Annotated in this window: 20 protein-coding genes; 14 read left to right on the top strand and 6 right to left on the bottom strand. The window is 39.4% G+C overall.

The window, feature by feature from the left end:
- Nucleotides 1-55: 55 nt before the first annotated feature.
- The 3 genes from fabF to B7E07_RS20490 all read right to left on the bottom strand — a co-directional run bounded on the left by fabF (nucleotide 56) and on the right by B7E07_RS20490 (nucleotide 2,399).
- Nucleotides 56-1,291: a beta-ketoacyl-ACP synthase II gene (fabF, locus tag B7E07_RS20500; protein WP_080848660.1), complete on the bottom strand. Its 1,236-nt coding sequence runs from the start codon at nucleotides 1,289-1,291 to the stop codon at nucleotides 56-58.
- Nucleotides 1,292-1,305: 14 nt separating this feature from the next.
- A complete protein-coding gene (locus B7E07_RS20495; RefSeq protein ID WP_080848659.1) occupies nucleotides 1,306-1,755 on the bottom strand; it encodes a PaaI family thioesterase in 450 nt (149 codons plus the stop codon).
- Between the two features lie 65 nt (nucleotides 1,756-1,820).
- Nucleotides 1,821-2,399 (bottom strand): TetR/AcrR family transcriptional regulator, encoded by a 579-nt coding sequence (locus B7E07_RS20490; protein WP_080848658.1) that lies wholly within the window; start codon nucleotides 2,397-2,399, stop codon nucleotides 1,821-1,823.
- Nucleotides 2,400-2,649: 250 nt separating this feature from the next.
- Here B7E07_RS20490 and gatC point away from each other — a divergent pair, with 250 nt between their 5' ends.
- The 8 genes from gatC to B7E07_RS20450 all read left to right on the top strand — a co-directional run bounded on the left by gatC (nucleotide 2,650) and on the right by B7E07_RS20450 (nucleotide 11,006).
- Complete coding sequence (gene gatC, locus B7E07_RS20485; RefSeq protein ID WP_080848657.1) at nucleotides 2,650-2,946, top strand: Asp-tRNA(Asn)/Glu-tRNA(Gln) amidotransferase subunit GatC; 297 nt, start codon at nucleotides 2,650-2,652, stop codon at nucleotides 2,944-2,946.
- A gap of 46 nt (nucleotides 2,947-2,992) precedes the next feature.
- Nucleotides 2,993-4,453, top strand: a complete 1,461-nt coding sequence (gene gatA, locus B7E07_RS20480) for an Asp-tRNA(Asn)/Glu-tRNA(Gln) amidotransferase subunit GatA (RefSeq protein WP_080848656.1) — start codon at nucleotides 2,993-2,995, stop codon at nucleotides 4,451-4,453.
- A gap of 13 nt (nucleotides 4,454-4,466) precedes the next feature.
- Nucleotides 4,467-5,894, top strand: a complete 1,428-nt coding sequence (gene gatB, locus B7E07_RS20475; RefSeq protein WP_080848655.1) for an Asp-tRNA(Asn)/Glu-tRNA(Gln) amidotransferase subunit GatB — start codon at nucleotides 4,467-4,469, stop codon at nucleotides 5,892-5,894.
- A 643-nt stretch (nucleotides 5,895-6,537) separates the two neighbouring features.
- Nucleotides 6,538-7,569 carry a LytTR family transcriptional regulator DNA-binding domain-containing protein gene (locus tag B7E07_RS20470; RefSeq protein ID WP_080848654.1) on the top strand — a complete coding sequence of 344 codons (1,032 nt, stop codon included), beginning with the start codon at nucleotides 6,538-6,540 and terminating at the stop codon, nucleotides 7,567-7,569.
- A 124-nt stretch (nucleotides 7,570-7,693) separates the two neighbouring features.
- Nucleotides 7,694-8,542 carry an ABC transporter ATP-binding protein gene (locus tag B7E07_RS20465; RefSeq protein WP_080848653.1) on the top strand — a complete coding sequence of 283 codons (849 nt, stop codon included), beginning with the start codon at nucleotides 7,694-7,696 and terminating at the stop codon, nucleotides 8,540-8,542.
- Complete coding sequence (locus tag B7E07_RS20460) at nucleotides 8,539-9,246, top strand: ABC transporter permease (protein WP_080848652.1); 708 nt, start codon at nucleotides 8,539-8,541, stop codon at nucleotides 9,244-9,246. The genes B7E07_RS20465 and B7E07_RS20460 overlap by 4 nt, the downstream gene beginning before the upstream one ends.
- Before the next feature lie 78 nt (nucleotides 9,247-9,324).
- Nucleotides 9,325-9,876 carry a thioredoxin family protein gene (locus B7E07_RS20455; protein ID WP_080848651.1) on the top strand — a complete coding sequence of 184 codons (552 nt, stop codon included), beginning with the start codon at nucleotides 9,325-9,327 and terminating at the stop codon, nucleotides 9,874-9,876.
- Nucleotides 9,877-9,950: 74 nt separating this feature from the next.
- Complete coding sequence (locus B7E07_RS20450; protein ID WP_080848650.1) at nucleotides 9,951-11,006, top strand: NAD(P)H-dependent flavin oxidoreductase; 1,056 nt, start codon at nucleotides 9,951-9,953, stop codon at nucleotides 11,004-11,006.
- Between the two features lie 82 nt (nucleotides 11,007-11,088).
- Here B7E07_RS20450 and B7E07_RS20445 read toward each other — a convergent pair whose 3' ends face one another.
- Nucleotides 11,089-12,021, bottom strand: coding sequence for a manganese-dependent inorganic pyrophosphatase (locus B7E07_RS20445; RefSeq protein WP_080848649.1), 933 nt, complete (start codon nucleotides 12,019-12,021; stop codon nucleotides 11,089-11,091).
- A gap of 148 nt (nucleotides 12,022-12,169) precedes the next feature.
- Between B7E07_RS20445 and B7E07_RS20440 the strand changes: the two genes are divergently transcribed.
- The 3 genes from B7E07_RS20440 (at nucleotide 12,170) to B7E07_RS20430 (ending at nucleotide 14,446) form a co-directional block, all read left to right on the top strand.
- A complete protein-coding gene (locus tag B7E07_RS20440) occupies nucleotides 12,170-12,922 on the top strand; it encodes a metallophosphoesterase family protein (RefSeq protein ID WP_080848648.1) in 753 nt (250 codons plus the stop codon).
- Nucleotides 12,923-12,934: 12 nt separating this feature from the next.
- On the top strand, nucleotides 12,935-13,669 hold the full coding sequence (locus B7E07_RS20435; protein ID WP_080848647.1) for a class I SAM-dependent methyltransferase: 735 nt from the start codon (nucleotides 12,935-12,937) through the stop codon (nucleotides 13,667-13,669).
- 378 nt (nucleotides 13,670-14,047) lie between these two features.
- The gene (locus B7E07_RS20430; protein ID WP_080848646.1) at nucleotides 14,048-14,446 is read left to right on the top strand and encodes a DUF2500 domain-containing protein; all 399 of its coding nucleotides are present in this window, start codon (nucleotides 14,048-14,050) and stop codon (nucleotides 14,444-14,446) included.
- 350 nt (nucleotides 14,447-14,796) lie between these two features.
- Here B7E07_RS20430 and plsY read toward each other — a convergent pair whose 3' ends face one another.
- Together plsY and B7E07_RS20420 are read right to left on the bottom strand one after the other, a co-directional pair.
- Complete coding sequence (gene plsY, locus B7E07_RS20425) at nucleotides 14,797-15,411, bottom strand: glycerol-3-phosphate 1-O-acyltransferase PlsY (protein ID WP_080848645.1); 615 nt, start codon at nucleotides 15,409-15,411, stop codon at nucleotides 14,797-14,799.
- Between the two features lie 61 nt (nucleotides 15,412-15,472).
- Entirely contained in the window at nucleotides 15,473-16,312 is an 840-nt protein-coding gene (locus tag B7E07_RS20420; RefSeq protein ID WP_080848644.1) for a hypothetical protein, read from the bottom strand.
- Nucleotides 16,313-16,402: 90 nt separating this feature from the next.
- Between B7E07_RS20420 and B7E07_RS20415 the strand changes: the two genes are divergently transcribed.
- From B7E07_RS20415 to B7E07_RS20405, 3 genes are read left to right on the top strand one after another with little or no spacing between them, the layout of a single operon-like run.
- Nucleotides 16,403-17,002 (top strand): RNA polymerase sigma factor, encoded by a 600-nt coding sequence (locus B7E07_RS20415; protein WP_080848643.1) that lies wholly within the window; start codon nucleotides 16,403-16,405, stop codon nucleotides 17,000-17,002.
- Entirely contained in the window at nucleotides 16,999-17,481 is a 483-nt protein-coding gene (locus tag B7E07_RS20410; RefSeq protein WP_080848642.1) for an anti-sigma factor, read from the top strand. The genes B7E07_RS20415 and B7E07_RS20410 overlap by 4 nt, the downstream gene beginning before the upstream one ends.
- Entirely contained in the window at nucleotides 17,481-18,557 is a 1,077-nt protein-coding gene (locus B7E07_RS20405; RefSeq protein ID WP_080848641.1) for a hypothetical protein, read from the top strand. The genes B7E07_RS20410 and B7E07_RS20405 overlap by 1 nt, the downstream gene beginning before the upstream one ends.
- Nucleotides 18,558-18,564: the final 7 nt, after the last annotated feature.

The following is an 18,564-nucleotide window of genomic DNA, read 5'->3' as shown; positions in this document are numbered from 1 at the left end:
ATTGGATTAAATACGTATGTTCCAGCTTCCTGACTGGTTTATTAAAACCATACAGTTATTCTGCAAACTTTTTGAATACCAGCACGGCATTATGGCCGCCAAATCCAAATCCATTTGAAAGAGCATAATGGATGCTGCTGTTTATGGGTGTATTTGGAACATAATCAAGGTCACATTCCTCATCAGGATTTTCATAATTAATGGTTGGCGGCAATATGCCAGCAGATAAACTGTTCATAGTTATAATAGATTCAATTCCGCCAGCAGCTCCGAATAGATGACCGGTCATGGATTTTGTCGAGCTAACTTTGAGTTTATATGCATGCTCACCAAATACAGCCTTTATTGCTTTCGTTTCAGATTTATCACCTTCTGGCGTGCTTGTTCCATGAGCATTGATGTATTCAATATCTGCAGGGGTAATCTCTGCTGATTGAATGGCCAGTTTCATTGCCTGTGCTGCACCGCGAAAATCAGGAGATGTAATGTGAAAAGCGTCAGTCGTTGATCCATAACCAATAATCTCTCCTAAGATATGTGCACCTCGTTTTAACGCGTGTTTATATTCTTCAAGGAGCAAAATGCCTGCTCCTTCCGCCATAACAAACCCATCCCGCTGTTTATCAAAAGGTCTGCTCGCCTTTGCAGGATTGTCATTATGTGCACTCATGGCTTTCATTCTTGAGAAGCCTGCAAATGATAAAGCATTAATAGAAGCTTCTGTGCCGCCTGCTAAAATGGCATCAGAATAACCATGACGTATATTTAGGAAAGCTTCTCCAATTGCATGATTGCTAGTTGCACAGGCAGAAACAGGTGAAAAACTAGTCCCTTTAAATCCAGTTTTGATTGAGACAATTCCGGCTGCCATGTTGCTGATCATCATAGGTGCCATGAAGGGAGAAACTTTCTTTGTGCCATTATCTATTAAGTTCTTATGATTGCTTAAAAAGGTGTCCATACCTCCTATACCAGAACCAATGAAGACTCCTAGTCTATATGGATCTTCGTTTTCTATTATTAATCTTGATTGATTTAATGCTTGTGCTGCAGCAGCATAGGCATATTGTACAAACTTGTCATACTTGTTCATTTCTTTTTTTTCAAAATATAGGTTTGGGGAAAAATCTTTAATAAGGCCAGCTACTTTTGTGCGGATATCCTCATAACCCTCAAATTCAATTTTTGAAATTCCTGATTTGGCTCCAATTACATGATTCCATAACGTCTCTGTGTCATTTCCCAATGGTGAAATGGATCCATATCCTGTAACAACCACTCTCCGATTCATAGTAATACCTCCGCTCAAGTATTATTTTCCAGTTTTCTATTTTTTGCATTTTCTCCGGTTAATGTCATACATGTCGAGCTTGCCATGGCAACAATGGCACCATCGCCGTCATAAATTGAGCAGTCTATATAGCCAATTGTTTTTCCTTTTTTTATTACTTTGGCGTGTGCTTTTAAGGTTGTTAGCCAAATGGGTTTAAGAAAGTTAATTTTTAACTCGATTGTAGTAAAGGTCTCATTTTCTTTTAACAGTGTGGAATAAGCTAATCCCATTGCTGCATCAGCCAAATCAGATAAAACTCCTCCATGAACAGTTCCCATTGGGTTAAAATGTACCTCTTTTGTCTCTAATTCAAAAGTCGTTTCACCACTTTTAATTTCTGTAGGAAAAAAGCCGATAAGCTTAGCGATGGGCGGAACAGGGATTTTTTTATTGGCATTTAATTGAATGTAAGGCTCCATCATATCACCTCTTTTATTATTTAAGAAACCAATCGGTCTGTTTTAGGTGGTAAAAAAAGCAATTGACGCTAAAATAATTGGCTGTTCAATTGCATAATTACGGTATCAAGATATTTCTTTTCTTTATATAATCTGCTAAGAGCAAGACCGCCTTCTAATGAAGCTAATATAAATATTGACATTTGTTCGGGATTTACTTTTTTATTTATTTCACCACTATCTATGCCGAATTCCAATATCTTTTGCACGAAGCCGGAAAGACCATTAAATCCATCTTTGACTTCTCCATCAAATTCAAAATTTGTGTCATCTGCTTCAATGGCTGCATTCATTAATGGACACCCGCCAATAACAATTTGATCAGTAGCTAACGTGCTAAATGTAGCAAAAAAGGCATTTAATTTGCCATGAGCAGTAGAACTTAGAGAAATCTCCTCTTTATATTTACATTTTAGTGTATTGATTAAATGCTGAAGGGAAGCTCTGGCAATGGCTTCTTTACTTTCGAAGTGATTATAAATGCCCCCTTTTTTAAGTCCAGTAGCACTCATAATATCTGAAATGGATGTGGCTTTATAACCAATTGTGTTAAATAAAGAGGATGATTGCTCAATGATATAATTTTTGGTTCTTTCGCCTTTATTCATAGTATATCTCCCTTCGATAAAAGAACGATCGGTCTTTTTTATTAAAACCCATTAAAACTTGTTTTGTCAAACCTAACAGAATAAAATACTTGCCAAGCAATCGGTTAAAGGGAAAAGTCCATAACAAACAGGAATTTCATGATAAAATGAGTAGGGTACAAATAGGACGAACATTGCTTTAACGCGTGAAAGTTTGATATGATCAATAGTAATGTACATAGGAATAACAATGTTTTTGGAGGTGCACATAATGACAAGAATTTCATCAGATCAAGTAAAACATGTAGCAAATTTGGCGAGACTGCAGTTATCAGAAGAAGAAACCGAATCGTTCCGCAACCAGTTGGATAGGATGATTACGTTTGCTGAGCAGCTGAATGAGCTTGATACAGATGGAGTCGAACCAACTTCACATGTTCTTGATATGAAAAATGTATTGCGGGAAGACGTGGCAAAGCAAGGGCTGCCGCAATCTGAAGTTGTAAAAAATGCTCCAAATCATCAGGATGGCTATATTAAAGTACCGCCTATTATGACGGAAGAGTAAATCGGAATTAGTATCATAAAAGATAGAGAGAACTGGAGGGAAACATATGAGCTTATTTGATGATGGAGTAAAAGCATTGCATGCAAAGCTTCATAGTAAAGAAATTTCCGTCTCTGACCTCGTTTCATATTCTTTTAAAAGAATTTCGGAGGTAGACGATAAAGTTCAGGCCTTTTTAACATTAGATGAGGAAAAGGCGCTTCAAAAAGCAAAGGACTTAGATGCCAAGCTTACAGCTGGTGAAACAAAAGGCATACTGTTTGGGATGCCGATTGGTGTGAAAGATAACATTGTCACTCAAGGCTTGAGAACCACTTGTGCAAGTAAAATATTGGACAACTTTGATCCGATTTACGATGCTACCGTAGTCAATAAATTACATAGTGCGGAAACCATTACAGTTGGAAAACTGAATATGGATGAATTTGCAATGGGTTCTTCTAACGAGAATTCTGGCTTCAAACCAGTACGCAACCCATGGAATATCGAACATGTTCCCGGCGGTTCTTCAGGTGGATCTGCTGCATCAGTTGCTGCTGGGGAGGTTCTTTTTTCATTAGGATCTGATACAGGCGGTTCGATTAGACAGCCGGCATCTTTTTGTGGAGTAGTCGGTCTAAAGCCTACATATGGACGTGTTTCTCGTTTTGGGCTTGTTGCGTTCGCCTCTTCACTTGATCAAATTGGTCCTATTACAAGAAATGTCGAGGACAATGCCTTCTTGCTGCAGGCAATTGCTGGCCTTGATCCAATGGATTCCACTTCAGCAAATGTGGATGTGCCAAACTTTACGGAGGCTCTAACAGGCGATGTAAAGGGGCTGAGAATTGCAGTGCCAAAGGAATACTTAGGAGAAGGTGTAACAGAAGAAGTGCGAGCTTCTGTTTTGAAATCGCTAAGTGTTCTTGAAAAATTAGGAGCAACATGGGAAGAGGTTTCATTGCCTCATTCAAAATATGCCTTGGCTGCTTACTACCTATTATCGTCATCTGAGGCATCTGCCAACTTAGCGCGTTTTGATGGCGTACGGTATGGCTATCGTACTGAAAATCCTGAAAATCTGTTAGAACTATACAAAAAGACACGAGCTGAAGGATTTGGAGACGAAGTAAAACGCAGAATTATGTTAGGTACATTTGCATTAAGCTCAGGCTATTATGATGCTTATTATAAAAAGGCACAAAAGGTGCGCACATTAATTAAACAAGATTTTGAACAAGTGTTTGAAAACTATGATGTCATTATTGGACCAACAACACCAACTCCAGCCTTTAAGCTTGGTGAAAAAGTGGACGATCCGTTAACGATGTACGCAAATGATATTTTAACAATTCCAGTGAATCTTGCAGGTGTGCCAGGTATTTCAGTTCCATGCGGAATGTCAAGCGAAGGTCTGCCGCTGGGTCTGCAGATTATTGGAAAACATTTTGATGAGAGTACCATTTATCGTGTTGCTCACGCGTTTGAGCAGGAAACAGATCATCATAAACAAAAACCGGTATTGTAAGGGGGGGAAAGACATGAACTTTGAAACGGTTATTGGACTAGAGGTACACGTTGAACTAAAAACAGACTCAAAGATTTTTTCATCAAGCCCGAACCACTTTGGAGCTGACCCAAACACGAATACGACTGTTATTGACCTTGGATATCCTGGCGTGCTGCCAGTTGTAAACAAAAAGGTTATCGATTATGGAATGAAGGCTGCAATGGCATTGAATTGTGAGATTGCACCTGTCACGAAATTTGACCGCAAAAACTATTTTTATCCAGATAACCCGAAGGCCTATCAAATTTCTCAGTTTGATAAACCGATCGGTGAGCATGGATGGATTGAAATTGAAGTGGATGGCTATAAAAAGAAGATTGGAATTACCCGGATTCACTTAGAAGAAGATGCGGGGAAGCTCACCCATGGAAAAGGATATTCGCTTGTTGACTATAACCGTCAAGGCACACCGCTAATTGAGATTGTATCAGAACCAGATATCCGTACGCCAAACGAAGCATATGCGTATTTAGAGAAATTAAAATCTATCATTCAATACACAGGCGTATCTGATTGTAAGATGGAAGAAGGATCTCTGCGCTGTGATGCCAATATTTCCTTGCGTCCAGTCGGGCAGGAGGAGTTTGGAACAAAGACTGAATTGAAGAACTTAAACTCGTTTAACTTTGTTCGTAAAGGTCTTGAATTTGAAGAGAAACGCCAGGCAGAGGTTTTGAACGGCGGCGGTATAATTGAACAGGAAACAAGAAGGTTCGATGAATCAACAGGTGCAACACTGCTGATGCGTGTAAAAGAAGGATCTGATGATTATCGCTATTTCCCAGAGCCTGATCTTTTAGACATTCATATCGATGATGAGTGGAAGGAAAGAATAAAAGCTGAAATTCCAGAACTTCCGGATGCTAGACAAAAGCGTTATGTGGAGCAATTTGGCTTACCAGCTTACGATGCAGCTGTTTTAACGGTTACGAAAGAAACGGCAGACTTCTTTGAAGGCGCTGTAGAAGCGGGTGCAGAGGCAAAACAAGCATCTAACTGGGTGATGGGGGAACTATCTGCTTATCTGAATGCAGAGCAGAAAGAACTTCATGAGACAAAGCTTTCACCAGAAGGTCTTGCTGGAATGATTAAGCTGATCGAAGATGGAACAATTTCTTCTAAAATGGCAAAAACTGTATTTAAGGAATTGGTCGAGAATGGCGGAACGGCTCAGCAAATCGTTAAAGACAAAGGTCTTGTACAAATTTCGGATGAATCTGCGCTGCTGAAGATTATTTCCGATACTTTGGACAATAACCCGCAGTCTATTGAGGACTTTAAAAATGGAAAACAAAAAGCAGTAGGCTTCCTTGTTGGCCAAATGATGAAGGCAACAAAGGGACAAGCAAACCCACAGCTTTTGAACAAGCTATTAATGCAGGAAATACAAAAAAGGTAAACAGAAAAGTGGAGGCGGCTTGCCCAGCCGCGACAAGCATAAGGCGAGCCGGGCGGAAGGTTGTTCTTTAACCTTCTGAACGGATTGACTTATGACCTCGAGCGGCTAGCCGCTGGAACTAGACAATAGAAAAGCGGAGGCGGCTTGCCTTCTAGCTGCTATTTGTTGAAAATAGGGTTTGGATTTAAGTGTTCAGACCAGTGATACATCCGAATGATTAGAAATTATTCCTTTCTAATTATTCGGATTTTTTGCTTTTGAAATACAAACACTTGAGTGAAATGGAGCGGAGGACACTCGACTCCGGCGGGAAATAGAGGAAAGGCTGAGACCCCGCAGGAGCGGCAGCGACGAGGAGGCTCAGCTTCCTCCCCGTGGAAAGCGAGAGTCCGCAGCGCAATGTAACGGGGGCTTGTTTTTTTTATTACCATATTTCATGCTAGGATTTTTCATATTATAATATGAATATTTTAGTTTTGTAGCAGTTTTGTTTTTCGCAAGCTTGTCTGTATATTTCGACATGTTTTCTTTTTATTTCCCAGGAAAAGATGATTATTCTCAAAATTAGACAAGTTTTCCCATGGTAAATTCATGTATAATGATCAAAGATACTAGATATATAGCAGAAAAAGGCGGTAGGAACGTGACAATTTTATCATTTAACAATATTGAGAAACATGATGGCCATACTATTGTATTTCCCTCTTTTCAGCTTTCAATTGAATCCAGGGAAATTATTGGATTACTTACAAGCATTAATGTCAGAACAGTTCTTTTAGAAATGATGAGCAGGAAGCTGCCTGTTCCTGAACAGGCTATTTCTATAGATGGAGTAAGTATACATCTAATGAAAAGGGAGTATTTTCAGAGAGTCAGCTTTTTTTCTTTAGAAGATGGCCTTTATGAACGCTTAACGGTGAAAGAAACTTTCTTATTTTATCAAAAGCTATTTAATTCAGATTTCTCACTGGAACAAATTCTGCAGCAAACACAGCTAGAGACCAAAAAGAACATCAGAATTGGCAAACTGACCACATCAGAGAAAAGAAGAGTCCATTATGGGCACCTGCTCTTAAAAAAAACTGATATATATATATTGGAAGAACCAGATCAAAATGTTGATCTGGAAACAAAGCGTGTATTAATGAAAATGATACAAGAATTGCAGAAGAATAATAAAACAGTCCTTGTGCTAACGAGCAATATGGAAAGTGCTCTAGCGGTAACAGACAATATATATAGGCTGGATGAACTTGGATTACATAAGCTGGACGTAATGCAGCAGGAAACTGAAAAGGAGGCAGCAGCCGAAGAAGAGCTAGAGCCGATTATACAGCCGGTTCGCTTTGAAAAAATTCCAACTAAAGTGAATGATAAAATCATTTTATTTGACCCTCCTGAAATCGATTATATTGAAAGCAGTGAGGGAAGCTCACAGTTATACATAAAAGGCGACATGTATCAAAGTATGTTTACATTAAATGAACTTGAACAAAGACTTCTTCCATACGGTTTCTACCGCTGTCATCGTTCGTACATTGTTAATCTCCAGAAAGTTCGGGAGGTTATTACCTGGACAAGGAATAGTTATTCCCTTGTTCTGCATGATCAGTCATCTATACCGCTTTCGAAAACGAAAATGGCTGAATTAAAGGAAATGCTTGGCCTTAAATAATGCTCCATTCACCGATTATATGGTCTATTCAACCTCAATATTGCTCTTTTCATGATATATATACTGCATGAACCTGTGGACTGTCATATGATGAGGTCAGCAAAACAAATGCAGGAGGATGAAAATGGAAAATATCATTGAGGTAAAATCGTTAGCAAAATTATTTGCGAATCAAACAGCACTTGAGGATGTTTCATTCGAAATTAAGAAAGGTGAAACATTTGGTTTCCTTGGTCCAAGTGGTTCAGGTAAAACAACTACTATTAAAATATTGACTGCACAAATGGCTCAGACAGATGGTGAAGCATATGTTTTTGGGCGTCCAGCTCATCTTCTAAAGGATCCAGCGCAGCGGGGGAAAATAGGAGTATTAACGGATAACAGCGGATTATATGAAAGGTTATCAATCTACGATAATTTAAAATTATACTGTGGATTATATGATGTCCCGCATTCCAGAATTGAAGAAGTATTAGAAATGGTTAATTTAAAGGATGAGAGAAAGAAGCCTGTTTCAAAGCTTTCAAAAGGAATGACGCAGCGTGTCACATTGGCAAGAGCTTTTTTACACAAACCTGATCTGCTCTTTCTGGATGAACCGACATCTGCACTTGACCCAGTCAATTCACGTCATATTTATCGTGGGCTAGATCAATTGAAAGAAAATGGTACAACAATTTTCTTAACAACTCATGATATGAATGAAGCAGAATTGCTTTGTGATCGCGTTGCTTTTTTAAATAAAGGAAAAATCCAGCTAATCGGACCGCCTAAGCAGCTCCGCAAACAGTATGCAGATAATACGATATCTGTTGAACTGGATAATGGGCAGATTGAGGTGCTTGAGAAAGGTGATAAGGGAGCACAGCGCATGTACCAGCTAATGTCTGAAAATAAAGTTGTTTCTGTTAACTCGAACGAGCCAACACTTGGAGATATATTTGTAGAAATTACAGGGAGGAAGCTATCATGACATTTTCATTAAAACGCACTTTAGCTATTTTTCAAAAAGATTATAAAGATGTTAGTAAAAATATGTATGTTTCATTTACAGTTATCGTACCGCTTGTAATGGCGTTTTTGTATAATATGGAAGGTGGAGTGGGCATTGACATTATTTATACTGTCATGAATATGTCGTTATCTCTAGTTGGAGCGTATATCCAATGTTCATTGATTGCCGAAGAAAAAGAGAAAAATACTTTGCGCGGGCTTATGCTTTCTCCTGCCAGTACACTCGAAATTATGGCAGGTAAAAGCTTGCTTACATTTGTAACAACTCTTCTTGTTATAGTATTTTCTGCTATGCTCATGGATTATCAGCCTGAAAATATAGTTATTGTTGGTGCAGCTATCGCCTTATCTACTCTTTTTTACATCGGTCTTGGAACTATTTTAGGCTTAATAACGAAATCTGTTATGGAAGCATCTGTTGTGATTATGCCATTTTTCTTTATCTTCACTTTTGGTTCATATGCAGCTCTTTTTGCAGAGCGTTTTCCAATTTTGAAGGCTGCTGAATATATGCCGAACAGCCAATTGATTGAATTAGCAAAAGAGGTTCAGGCAGGAGCAGGTTTTGGAGATGTTTGGAGCAATTTGGCTGTTATTGCTGTGTGGATTGCTGCCGTATTTATCTTATCCTACGTTACTTTTAAGAAACGAATGATGGATTGATAAAAATCGTGCAATTTGTAATTCTTCCCTGTCGCTTATAAAATATAGGTATGAAATAAACAAAGGGGCGATAGGGAAATGAATTTACAAGAGTGGTTTGATAAAGGACTTACAAAAGAAGAATACATTGCCGGAATGACTGTGAACAAAGATGAAATGCTGGGGATCTACAGCAAATATACTTTGTCTTCAGAGGAAAAAGAAAAGCTGCAGCCTGTTAAAGATAAAGGGCTTAAAGTAATCGTGCTAACAGAGGACTGGTGTGGAGATGCGATGCTCAACAATCCAGTCCTTCTAAAGATTGCAGAGGAAATCGGCATGGAAGTTCGCTTCCTATTGCGAGATTCTAACTTGGAATTAATGGATCAATACTTAACAAACGGAACATCAAGAGCCATTCCAATCTTCGTTTTCCTTAACAGTGAAGGAGAAGAAGTGGCTGTTTGGGGACCGCGAGCTCCCAAACTTCAAGAGCTTGTTATATCTGAAAGAAGCAAGCTGCCAGATGCTGATGCTGATCACTTTAAGGACGAGCAAGCGGCTATGTATAAGCGTTTAACTGCTTCATACCAAGAGGATGAGAACCATTGGCACACAGTGGCTGACAGTATTATAGAAAAGTTAGTCTAGACTGGCGGGAGAATTCCCCCGGTCTTTCTTTTGCTGTAATTAACTGAATGTTTAGATAAAAAGGAGCTGTTCAAATGTGCTGGAATAGAAATCAATTGACAGAACTTCTCCAAATTCGTTATCCCATTTTTCAGGCTGGAATGGCAGGAGGGGTGACGACAGATCACCTTGTAGGCGCTGTTTCTGAATTTGGCGGTCTTGGTCAAATCGGTGCAGGGTATATGCAGCCGGAAGAGATCACTCTAATGATTAATAGGGTTAGAGAACGGACAGCCAAACCATTTGCTGTGAATTTATTTGTAATGGAGAATTTCCCAATGCCTTCCCTTGAAGAGATGGAATTGGCAGCGAAAGCACTGGAAACCATTGAGTCGGAACTAAATGTGGAGCAGTTACTAAGAAAGATGGAAGTGAACAGCAAGTGGGTGTTTGAAAATCAAGTTGAAGAAGTTCTTAAGGAAAAAGTTCCGATCGTTAGCTTTACATTTGGGATACCCGGGGAGGAGATCGTTCGGGAGCTTAAGAAAAATGCTGCTGTATTAATTGGGACCGCAACTACTGTAAAAGATGCATTAAGGCTAGAAGCTAGTGGAATGGATGCAATCGTTATTCAAGGAGAAGAAGCGGGAGGACACCGCGGAACATTCCATGGAGAACAAGATGAATTAATCCCAGTTCATGATTTAGTGGCACAGGTTGTTCCGAAGCTTCGGATTCCAGTCATTGCAGCTGGAGGAATGATGAATGGGGAATCCATTCAAGAAGTATTGGACTTAGGTGCTCAGGGAGTCCAGCTTGGAACAGCATTTTTAACATGCGAAGAAAGTGGAGCAGCATCTGCTTATAAAGAGATTTTAATAAATGGAGAGGAAGAAACTGTTTTAACGAGAGCTTTTTCAGGTAAGCTGGCACGGGGCATTCATAATCAATTTATCACTGAAATGAATGAAAAGCCGACCTTACCATTTCCTTATCAGAACACACTCACCGGAGGGTTAAGAAAAAAGGCGGCTGCGCAAGGGAATGCCCAGTTTATGTCACTATGGGCCGGAAGTAACTATGGAATGGCTGTGAGGCAGACGGTGAGTGAGTTAATGGAAAGGCTGGTATATCAAATAGATGGAAAGTGAATATAGCCACAGCTGTGATAGAAAAATGGATAGTTGTCCATAAAAAACATCCCGTAATATGTAACGGGATGTTTTTCTACTATTATTTCGCTGCCAATACATTCGTCAAAGGTGGTACAATCTGCTTCTTACGGGAAACAACACCTTTTAACACAGCTTTATTGTTCTCAAGACTTACGCCAAATGCTTCTGCAACGGCAGGGCTTTGGTTTCCGAGTGCAAGTGCAACAGAATCATTGTTTAAGATGTCTGTTACAACAAGAAGGAATAAGTCCAGGTTTTTAGACTCTACAATGAGTGAAATGGCCTCTTCAAGTTCAGCTTGGCGGCTGATGACGTCGTTTACATCAACAGCGTTTACTTGCGCCACTTCTGTTTTATAGCTGCCCATTTGGAATTCTTTCGCATCAATTGTCAGCAGGTCTTCAATTGTTTTATCGCTTAGGTCTGCACCAGCTTTTAACATTTCAAGACCATATGCTTCCGCATCAACTCCAGCAATTTCAGCAAGTTCTTTTGCTGCTGCCACATCTTGGTCTGTGCATGTTGGAGATTTAAACAGCAGGGAATCTGAGATAATAGCTGATAGCATTAAACCGGCCATTTCCTTTGTGATTTCAATGCTGTTTTCTTTGTAGATTTTCTTCAAAATCGTTGCAGTACAGCCAACAGGCTCAGCACGATAGTATAGAGGATCGCTTGTCTCAAAGTTTGCGATACGGTGATGATCAATTACCTCAAGGATTTTCACATCTTTAATATCGTTGGCACTTTGCTGAAACTCATTATGGTCAACAAGGATAACTTCCTCTGCCTCAGATGCTACAGCTGTTACTAGTCTAGGAGCATCTACGTTGAAGTAGTTTAGGGCATACTGTGTTTCTGCGTTTACTTCGCCTAAACGGATTGCTTCGGCATTAACGCCTAATTTGTTTTTTAATTCTGCATATACAAGCGCTGAACAAATTGTGTCTGTGTCAGGGTTTTTGTGTCCGAATACAAGAACTTTTGACATAACTCTTCTCCTTAATATTAAAAGAATCAGGCATCACTTGCCCTACCCGTTATTTTAACATATATTTTTTATAATCAAAATCAGCATGCTAAAATTAAAGGAAAAGCTTTCCTGTATAGAGAATGAAATGGATAAAAGGGGGATCACGATGGATAAAATTGCAGTAATATCAGATATCCACGGTAATCTTACGGCGCTTGAAGCAGTTTTAGAGGATATTGAAAGAAGAGATATTCAGAGGGTCCTATGCTTAGGTGATCTAGTTGGAAAAGGGCCGAATTCAAAAAAAGTATTGGAGCTGATTCGTGAAAAATGTGAGGTTGTGGTGCTTGGCAACTGGGATGATTTTATTCGAAAGCCGATTGACTCCTCGGAGATTGTCTGGCAGCAGAACCAGCTTGATGAAGGGGATATGGCGTATTTAGGGAGTTTGCCGTTTCATTATGATTTTTATATGAGCGGGAAATATGTAAGACTGTTTCACGCCTCCGCTAAGAGTGTCTACCATCGGGTATTTCCAATGGGAGCATCAATCGAGGAACTGCAGGATATGTTTGCTAATACAGAATGGATTGCTCCGCTGGAAGACGGTGCAGTTCCTGATGTTGTCGGCTATGGAGATATTCATGCTGCACTTATACAGCCGATCTATCCGCAGCGAATGCTTTTCAATGCCGGAAGTGTTGGAAACTCACTTGATATGAAAGGAGCAACCTATTGCATCCTGCACGGTGTATATCAATCAAAAGAAGCCTCACCATTTTCCATAGAGCTTGTCCGGCTGCCATATGATATTGAAAAGGAATTGCTGATTGCAAAAGAGATGGGACTGCCAGGGTTAGAGGCATACGAACTTGAACTGCGTGAATGCAAATATCGAGGGAGACCAAAATCAGAGTAAGGGGGAAGCGATATGGAATTCAAAGGATCATCGGTATATGATCAAAAGAGTTTTTTTGAGAATTATATGAAACGCCGCCATCGTAAAGAGAGTCCGAATATTGTGATTGAACTGCCTGCTCTTCTAAGCATGATGGGGAACATCGAAAATCAAAAAATTTTAGATGTAGGCTGTGGGGATGCATCGCTTGGCGAAATGCTTCTTCAAAATAAGGGGAATACATATACAGGTATGGATGGATCTGAAAGCATGTGCCAGAAAGCAAGAGAGTTACTTGAGGATCATCCTGGCTGCACCATTTTGCAATCGTCCATAGAAGACTTTGATTTTGAAACGGAAGTCTATGATCTTGTTGTATCACAGCTTGCTCTTCACTATATTGAAGATTTGCAGAGTGCAGTTAACGAAATCTTTTCATGTTTGAAGGAGGGCGGCCGCTTTATCTTTAGTGTGCAGCATCCGCTACTAACGAGCTCATCTAAAAGTGTGCAAGACGGTGGCCGGCGTTCGGATTGGATTGTTGACGATTACTATCACACTGGGAAAAGAGTTGAACCTTGGATCGGGGAACATGTGGTCAAATATCATCGAACTATAGAAGACTATTTTTCTATTCTTCAGCAGGCTGGGTTTAAGATCGACGGAATGAGTGAAGCACGTCCGCTTAAAGAGAATTTTGATGAAGAAGCTGAATATGAAAGACGAATGAGGATTCCGCTGTTTTTGCTGTTTTCTTGTGTAAAATAATCAAATAAAACTTTGCTGTTATTCTCCTTTTTGTACTATTTCAAGAGGTTCTCTGATTAATAAGGTGGATTATTTTAGATCTTTTTTGGCGTATTAAGCGGTAACACATTCTTAAGCGGGTGGGGATTCTATTGAATAAAAATCAACCGATGGCAAAGGTTACATGGGCGATCATCGGCGGAATATTTGGTCTCAGTATTGGAGGAATAGCAGGATTCATTGCTTATTATGTCATAACTGGCTAGCTTTGAAGTCACTAATTAAAGATACAAACAAAAGGTGTTGTCTTGATTAAAGATAACATCTTTTTAGTGTTTGAAACATTCTGAATTCTTAAACGTATATAAATGAATATGAATGTAAAGGAGTGATCATTTGATGGACCCATTCTATGGAGGAGATCTTGTTTTTCAAATAGTTCCTATCATTATTGGGATTATTTTTGTTATTGTCATTGGCGGTATATTATTTAACATATTTAACGGGATAGGGCAGTGGCGAAAAAATGAACAGTCACCAAGGCTGAGTGTGCCGGCGGTCGTGAAATCAAAACGTACTGATGTGTCCAGACATGCAAATCATCATGATCATCATCACCATGTCAGCTCATCGACTAGATATTATGTGACATTTGAGTTTGAGAGCGGAGATCGTTCTGAACTCCATCTTTCCGGAAAAGAATATGGATTGTTGTCTGAAGGAGATAGTGGCGTGTTAGACTTCCAAGGCACAAGATATTTAGGATTTGAGAGAAATAGATTAGAACAGAATACTTAAATCATCTTACAGCGTGGTCACTAAGGAATGTCTTAGTGACCATATTTGGACTTCATTAATTCTGCATTAACTTTTCTAATCATTTGGTTTTTTATTATTAATTTAAAATTTACTTTTTAAAATTGAGTGAAATGGAGCGGAGGACAATCGACTCCTGCGGGCAATAGAGGAAAGGGTGAGACCCCGCAGGAGCGCTAGCGACGAGGAGGCTCAGCTTCCTCCCCGCGGAAAGCGATTGTCTGCAGCGTAATGGAACGGGCTTATTTTTCAGTTACCCGATCCTATGATTCTCGTATTTAGAAATAGAAGTTAAAGCACTGTCGCAGGCCCATATCTTTGTAAAAACCCGCCTAAATTTTTCTAGGCGGGATTCGATCGTTTTTCAAGCTTTTGTCATTGATTTTTGGCTCTCGCTTGTTTAAGTGATTCCGAATATTTGAGCGGTGCAGAAAGATAAGAAGTAAAAAGAAAATAGAGAAAACAAGTTCATGCTCTCTGTCAGGTGTGAAGAAAGAATAGATTAATAGTGATAGACCCACAGAAAGAGAACCATAATAAACATATTTAGTAAAATAAATGACTGCAATAAATGAAATATAGGCAATAAAGAACATTTCAATATCAGCTACTAGCAAGGTGCCGGCTGTAGTGGCAATTGCCTTGCCTCCGCGAAATCCCGCAAAAACAGGAAAGCAATGTCCAACAACCGCAATAAGACCTGTATAAAGCGGTTCAATATCGGCATTAAAAAGGATCGGCAATGCTGCTGCAAGAGCCCCTTTTGCGATATCAATCAGCAGCACAGCGATGCCTGCCTTCTTGCCGAGCACTCTGATTGAATTCGTAGCACCAGGGTTATTACTGCCATGCTCCCGTATATCGATTTGGAAAAAATACTTTCCTACAAGTAAAGCGGTTGGAATAGAGCCAATTAAGTAAGCTGCTAATGTGAATAGTAAACTCATAGACGCCTCCTTTTAGATTTCCATTGACTTCATTATATTCGCCTTTGTCCCCATTTATTGCCTAGTTTTTTTGAAAGAAGATATGACCATCACTATCCAAAAAGGATCCATACATTTTCTGTAAATAATCTTGTGCATGCTCTGATAGTGTCAGTTGGTTCTCGAGAAACAAAAGCCAGTCTTCTTCTAGTTCCAGTAAGTTTTTTCCATAGACAGTTTCTATTGTATCAGTTAAATTCTGTTCGTTGTAGATGCTCTCGAATTTTTCCATTCCATAGGTTTCAATTAAATAGCTGATAAAGGAACCTGCTTGTACATAGGCAATTTGCTGAATCTTATAACCATCATCTGACGACATATTTGGACGAAAGAGTTCAAAGCTATTCTCCGTACTTGCGAGCAAGCTGAGAGGATAGACTTTATTAAACTGTTTTAAAAATCTCATATGGGAATGGTGAGGATAGAAGTTATTTGTGCCGTATTTTTGCTGGAAATATTCCGCGATCCCTTCTTGTGTAATAAACCCTGAACTAGCATCAAAATTTTTCCCATAGCCAAGAAGTATATGGCTTAGTTCATGTACAATTGGGTAGGTATCCATATCTCCATATAATTTTATAGTGTCTTTAAATCCAGAAGAAGCAAGATTCCCTTCTTTTAAAATGACATGAATCTCAGTTGGATGTTTATAATCAATTTTAATAGAAGAAGTAATCTTTTTATATGCATTTTGTAAACGAGTCTCAACAATCTTTATATCACTGTCTGGCAAATTAGCTTCATTTTCGATGTTAAAAACAATCTCAGGAACTGTTTCTTCTTCTTGTATGGTTATTTCTTTCGGTGAACAGCTGCTTGAAAAAAGAAGAAGTAAACCTAGAGTCGTAAGCTTTTTATACATAAGAACCCCCTTGGATAAAATTGGATGAATCATTTTATCATAGTATTACGATTAAATGTTAAAAAAGTTTTCATTTTTTTGTAGGGATACATGTGTGTAGCTTCGTCTATTAAGGTGGAAGCTGACAGAAGGGGGGAGAGAGAGATTAGCGACCAAGTTCTTATCCAAAAAGTAAAAAGCGGCAATGATCATGCGTTTCGTCTTCTTGTTGAAAAATATCGCCAAGACGTGTTCCGGACTATCTATGCGGTATTAAGAGATGAGAAAGAGGCGGAGGATGCTGCACAAGAAGTGTTTATGAAGATTTATACCTCTCTCTCCCAATATGAGGATCAAGGCTTTAAAACATGGATGAAAAGAATTGCAGTCAACCATGCAATTGATGTAAAAAGAAAGAAGGACAAAAGGCAGGAGGATTCAATTGAATCTGCAGGCTATGATTTATACGGAGGTCAAAGGGAGCAAGTGGAAACAGAAGTGATGAATCGAGCCCGGCGCAAGTTAGTCATTCAAAGGCTTGACGAGCTTCCTGACAATTACCGTCATGTTATATATGATTTTTATATTCGGGAAAAAACATATCAGCAAATGGCCAAGGAGCAAAATGTACAGGTGAAAACGATTGAAACAAAGCTTTACCGAGCCCGCATCTGGATGAAAAAGCATTGGAAGGAGGACGATTTTTCATGAAGCACTATTCTTTAGATGAATGGATGAAATATGTGAAAAACGAAGTAGATGATGACACACGTGAGATGTTTGAGGATCATCTATACAGCTGCGACCAATGTCTCGATCTCTATCTTCTTGCGGTCGAGGAAGCAGAGGATGAATTGCCTGTTATGGCAGATGAACTGAACTTTACTGATATGGTCATGTCTAAGGTCCAAAACCAATCCCAAGCAGTCATTATTCCATTTCCGACTCAAAAGAAGCCGGAAAAGAAAAAAACAGTGCACAAAACGGCGATTTTTCATTATGCTGTGGCGGCGGCGATGACGATCTTATTAATGACAACAGGCGTGTTTCAGTCGCTTACCCAATATGCAGAGGGTGTAAAAAGTACAAATTTCCAAGAGAAAAAGATTTCTGTTACAGAAGGATTAGTGGATAAAACCTTCGCTTGGATGGATTCTCTTGAGAGTAATAATAAGGAGGAAGGCAAATAATGAAAAATCCCATTATCGCGTTTTTGTTAGGATTTTTCCCTGGCGGAGGCTTGCTGTATTTAGGAAAGGTACTTCGAGGGTTAGGGTACATGTTTACGGAGTTTATTCTAATTGCAATCGTGTTATTCTTGGTTGCTAGTGGTTCCGGTGCTGTGGGTCTTGCTATATTTTTCGTAATTGCAGGAGTCTTTTTATATATTGTCAGTTTAGTCGATACGGCCATAACCGCATCTAAGCTTCTTCAAAATAAAACGTCTATCCAGCAGCAGGAGCAGAAATCGTCTGAAATGGAATACGAGCGTTTCAGGACCATCCTGTTATCTTTTATCCCGGGTGTCGGCCATTTTCATCTTGGGTTAATGAATAGGGGATTAACATTACTTGCCGCCTTTCTTGGGCTTGGCATTATGGTTTTGTTTGTTGCCTTTTTGACAGGCAGAAGTGAGTTTCTAATTTTCTTGCTCTTATTTCCGGTCATTTGGGTCTATGGTTTTTTTGACGCAATCGGACAGCTGAACAAAAAGCAGCAGGGAATCGAATTAATTGACCGCACGATACTAGAAGACTTTGAAGTGCGCCGTGAAGAAGGGAAGAAAAGCAAATCAATTGCCACTTTTTTATCCATCTTTCCTGGTGCAGGCCATCTTTATTTAGGTCTTCAAAAAAGAGGCGTTCAGCTGATGGCGGCGTTTCTGTTTTCTGTCTATATCCTGGATGTGCTCCGACTTGGCATATTCCTTTTTCTCATCCCGATCATTTGGTTTTACAGCTTCTTTGATGGCCTGCAAAAATCATCTCGATATGGAGAAGAGGAGCTTGAAGATGTCCCGATTATTTCCTATTTTATCAATCATCAAAGATGGATTGGCATTGGGCTAGTGGTTGTCGGGTTGTATTACATGACAACCAATATTTTACTGCCGATCGTGGCACCGATGATTTATGACTTTGATATTTGGTATGTGTTCAACCGGTATTTCCAAACAGCTGTTGTCTGCATTGTGTTAATTGCAGGCGGAATTAAATTGCTTTCCGGCAACTTAGAAAAGAAAAAAAGTGAAGATCCAGTTAAGTAGTAAGGGG

This window comes from Cytobacillus gottheilii (assembly GCF_900166665.1).
In the GTDB taxonomy this organism is placed as follows: domain Bacteria; phylum Bacillota; class Bacilli; order Bacillales; family Cytobacillaceae; genus Cytobacillus; species Cytobacillus gottheilii_A.
The sequence above is the reverse complement of the archived record's forward strand: the minus strand, read 5'-3'. Positions and strand labels throughout refer to the sequence as shown.

What these genes read in the sequence shown, in the direction of transcription:
- fabF (WP_080848660.1), bottom strand. Translation starts at nt 1,291, where the DNA reads ATGAATCGGAGAGTGGTTGTTACAGGATATGGATCCATTTCACCATTG.
- B7E07_RS20495 (WP_080848659.1), bottom strand. Translation starts at nt 1,755, where the DNA reads ATGATGGAGCCTTACATTCAATTAAATGCCAATAAAAAAATCCCTGTT.
- B7E07_RS20490 (WP_080848658.1), bottom strand. Translation starts at nt 2,399, where the DNA reads ATGAATAAAGGCGAAAGAACCAAAAATTATATCATTGAGCAATCATCC.
- gatC (WP_080848657.1), top strand. Translation starts at nt 2,650, where the DNA reads ATGACAAGAATTTCATCAGATCAAGTAAAACATGTAGCAAATTTGGCG.
- gatA (WP_080848656.1), top strand. Translation starts at nt 2,993, where the DNA reads ATGAGCTTATTTGATGATGGAGTAAAAGCATTGCATGCAAAGCTTCAT.
- gatB (WP_080848655.1), top strand. Translation starts at nt 4,467, where the DNA reads ATGAACTTTGAAACGGTTATTGGACTAGAGGTACACGTTGAACTAAAA.
- B7E07_RS20465 (WP_080848653.1), top strand. Translation starts at nt 7,694, where the DNA reads ATGGAAAATATCATTGAGGTAAAATCGTTAGCAAAATTATTTGCGAAT.
- B7E07_RS20460 (WP_080848652.1), top strand. Translation starts at nt 8,539, where the DNA reads ATGACATTTTCATTAAAACGCACTTTAGCTATTTTTCAAAAAGATTAT.
- B7E07_RS20455 (WP_080848651.1), top strand. Translation starts at nt 9,325, where the DNA reads ATGAATTTACAAGAGTGGTTTGATAAAGGACTTACAAAAGAAGAATAC.
- B7E07_RS20450 (WP_080848650.1), top strand. Translation starts at nt 9,951, where the DNA reads ATGTGCTGGAATAGAAATCAATTGACAGAACTTCTCCAAATTCGTTAT.
- B7E07_RS20445 (WP_080848649.1), bottom strand. Translation starts at nt 12,021, where the DNA reads ATGTCAAAAGTTCTTGTATTCGGACACAAAAACCCTGACACAGACACA.
- B7E07_RS20440 (WP_080848648.1), top strand. Translation starts at nt 12,170, where the DNA reads ATGGATAAAATTGCAGTAATATCAGATATCCACGGTAATCTTACGGCG.
- B7E07_RS20435 (WP_080848647.1), top strand. Translation starts at nt 12,935, where the DNA reads ATGGAATTCAAAGGATCATCGGTATATGATCAAAAGAGTTTTTTTGAG.
- B7E07_RS20430 (WP_080848646.1), top strand. Translation starts at nt 14,048, where the DNA reads ATGGACCCATTCTATGGAGGAGATCTTGTTTTTCAAATAGTTCCTATC.
- plsY (WP_080848645.1), bottom strand. Translation starts at nt 15,411, where the DNA reads ATGAGTTTACTATTCACATTAGCAGCTTACTTAATTGGCTCTATTCCA.
- B7E07_RS20420 (WP_080848644.1), bottom strand. Translation starts at nt 16,312, where the DNA reads ATGTATAAAAAGCTTACGACTCTAGGTTTACTTCTTCTTTTTTCAAGC.
- B7E07_RS20415 (WP_080848643.1), top strand. Translation starts at nt 16,403, where the DNA reads ATGTGTGTAGCTTCGTCTATTAAGGTGGAAGCTGACAGAAGGGGGGAG.
- B7E07_RS20410 (WP_080848642.1), top strand. Translation starts at nt 16,999, where the DNA reads ATGAAGCACTATTCTTTAGATGAATGGATGAAATATGTGAAAAACGAA.
- B7E07_RS20405 (WP_080848641.1), top strand. Translation starts at nt 17,481, where the DNA reads ATGAAAAATCCCATTATCGCGTTTTTGTTAGGATTTTTCCCTGGCGGA.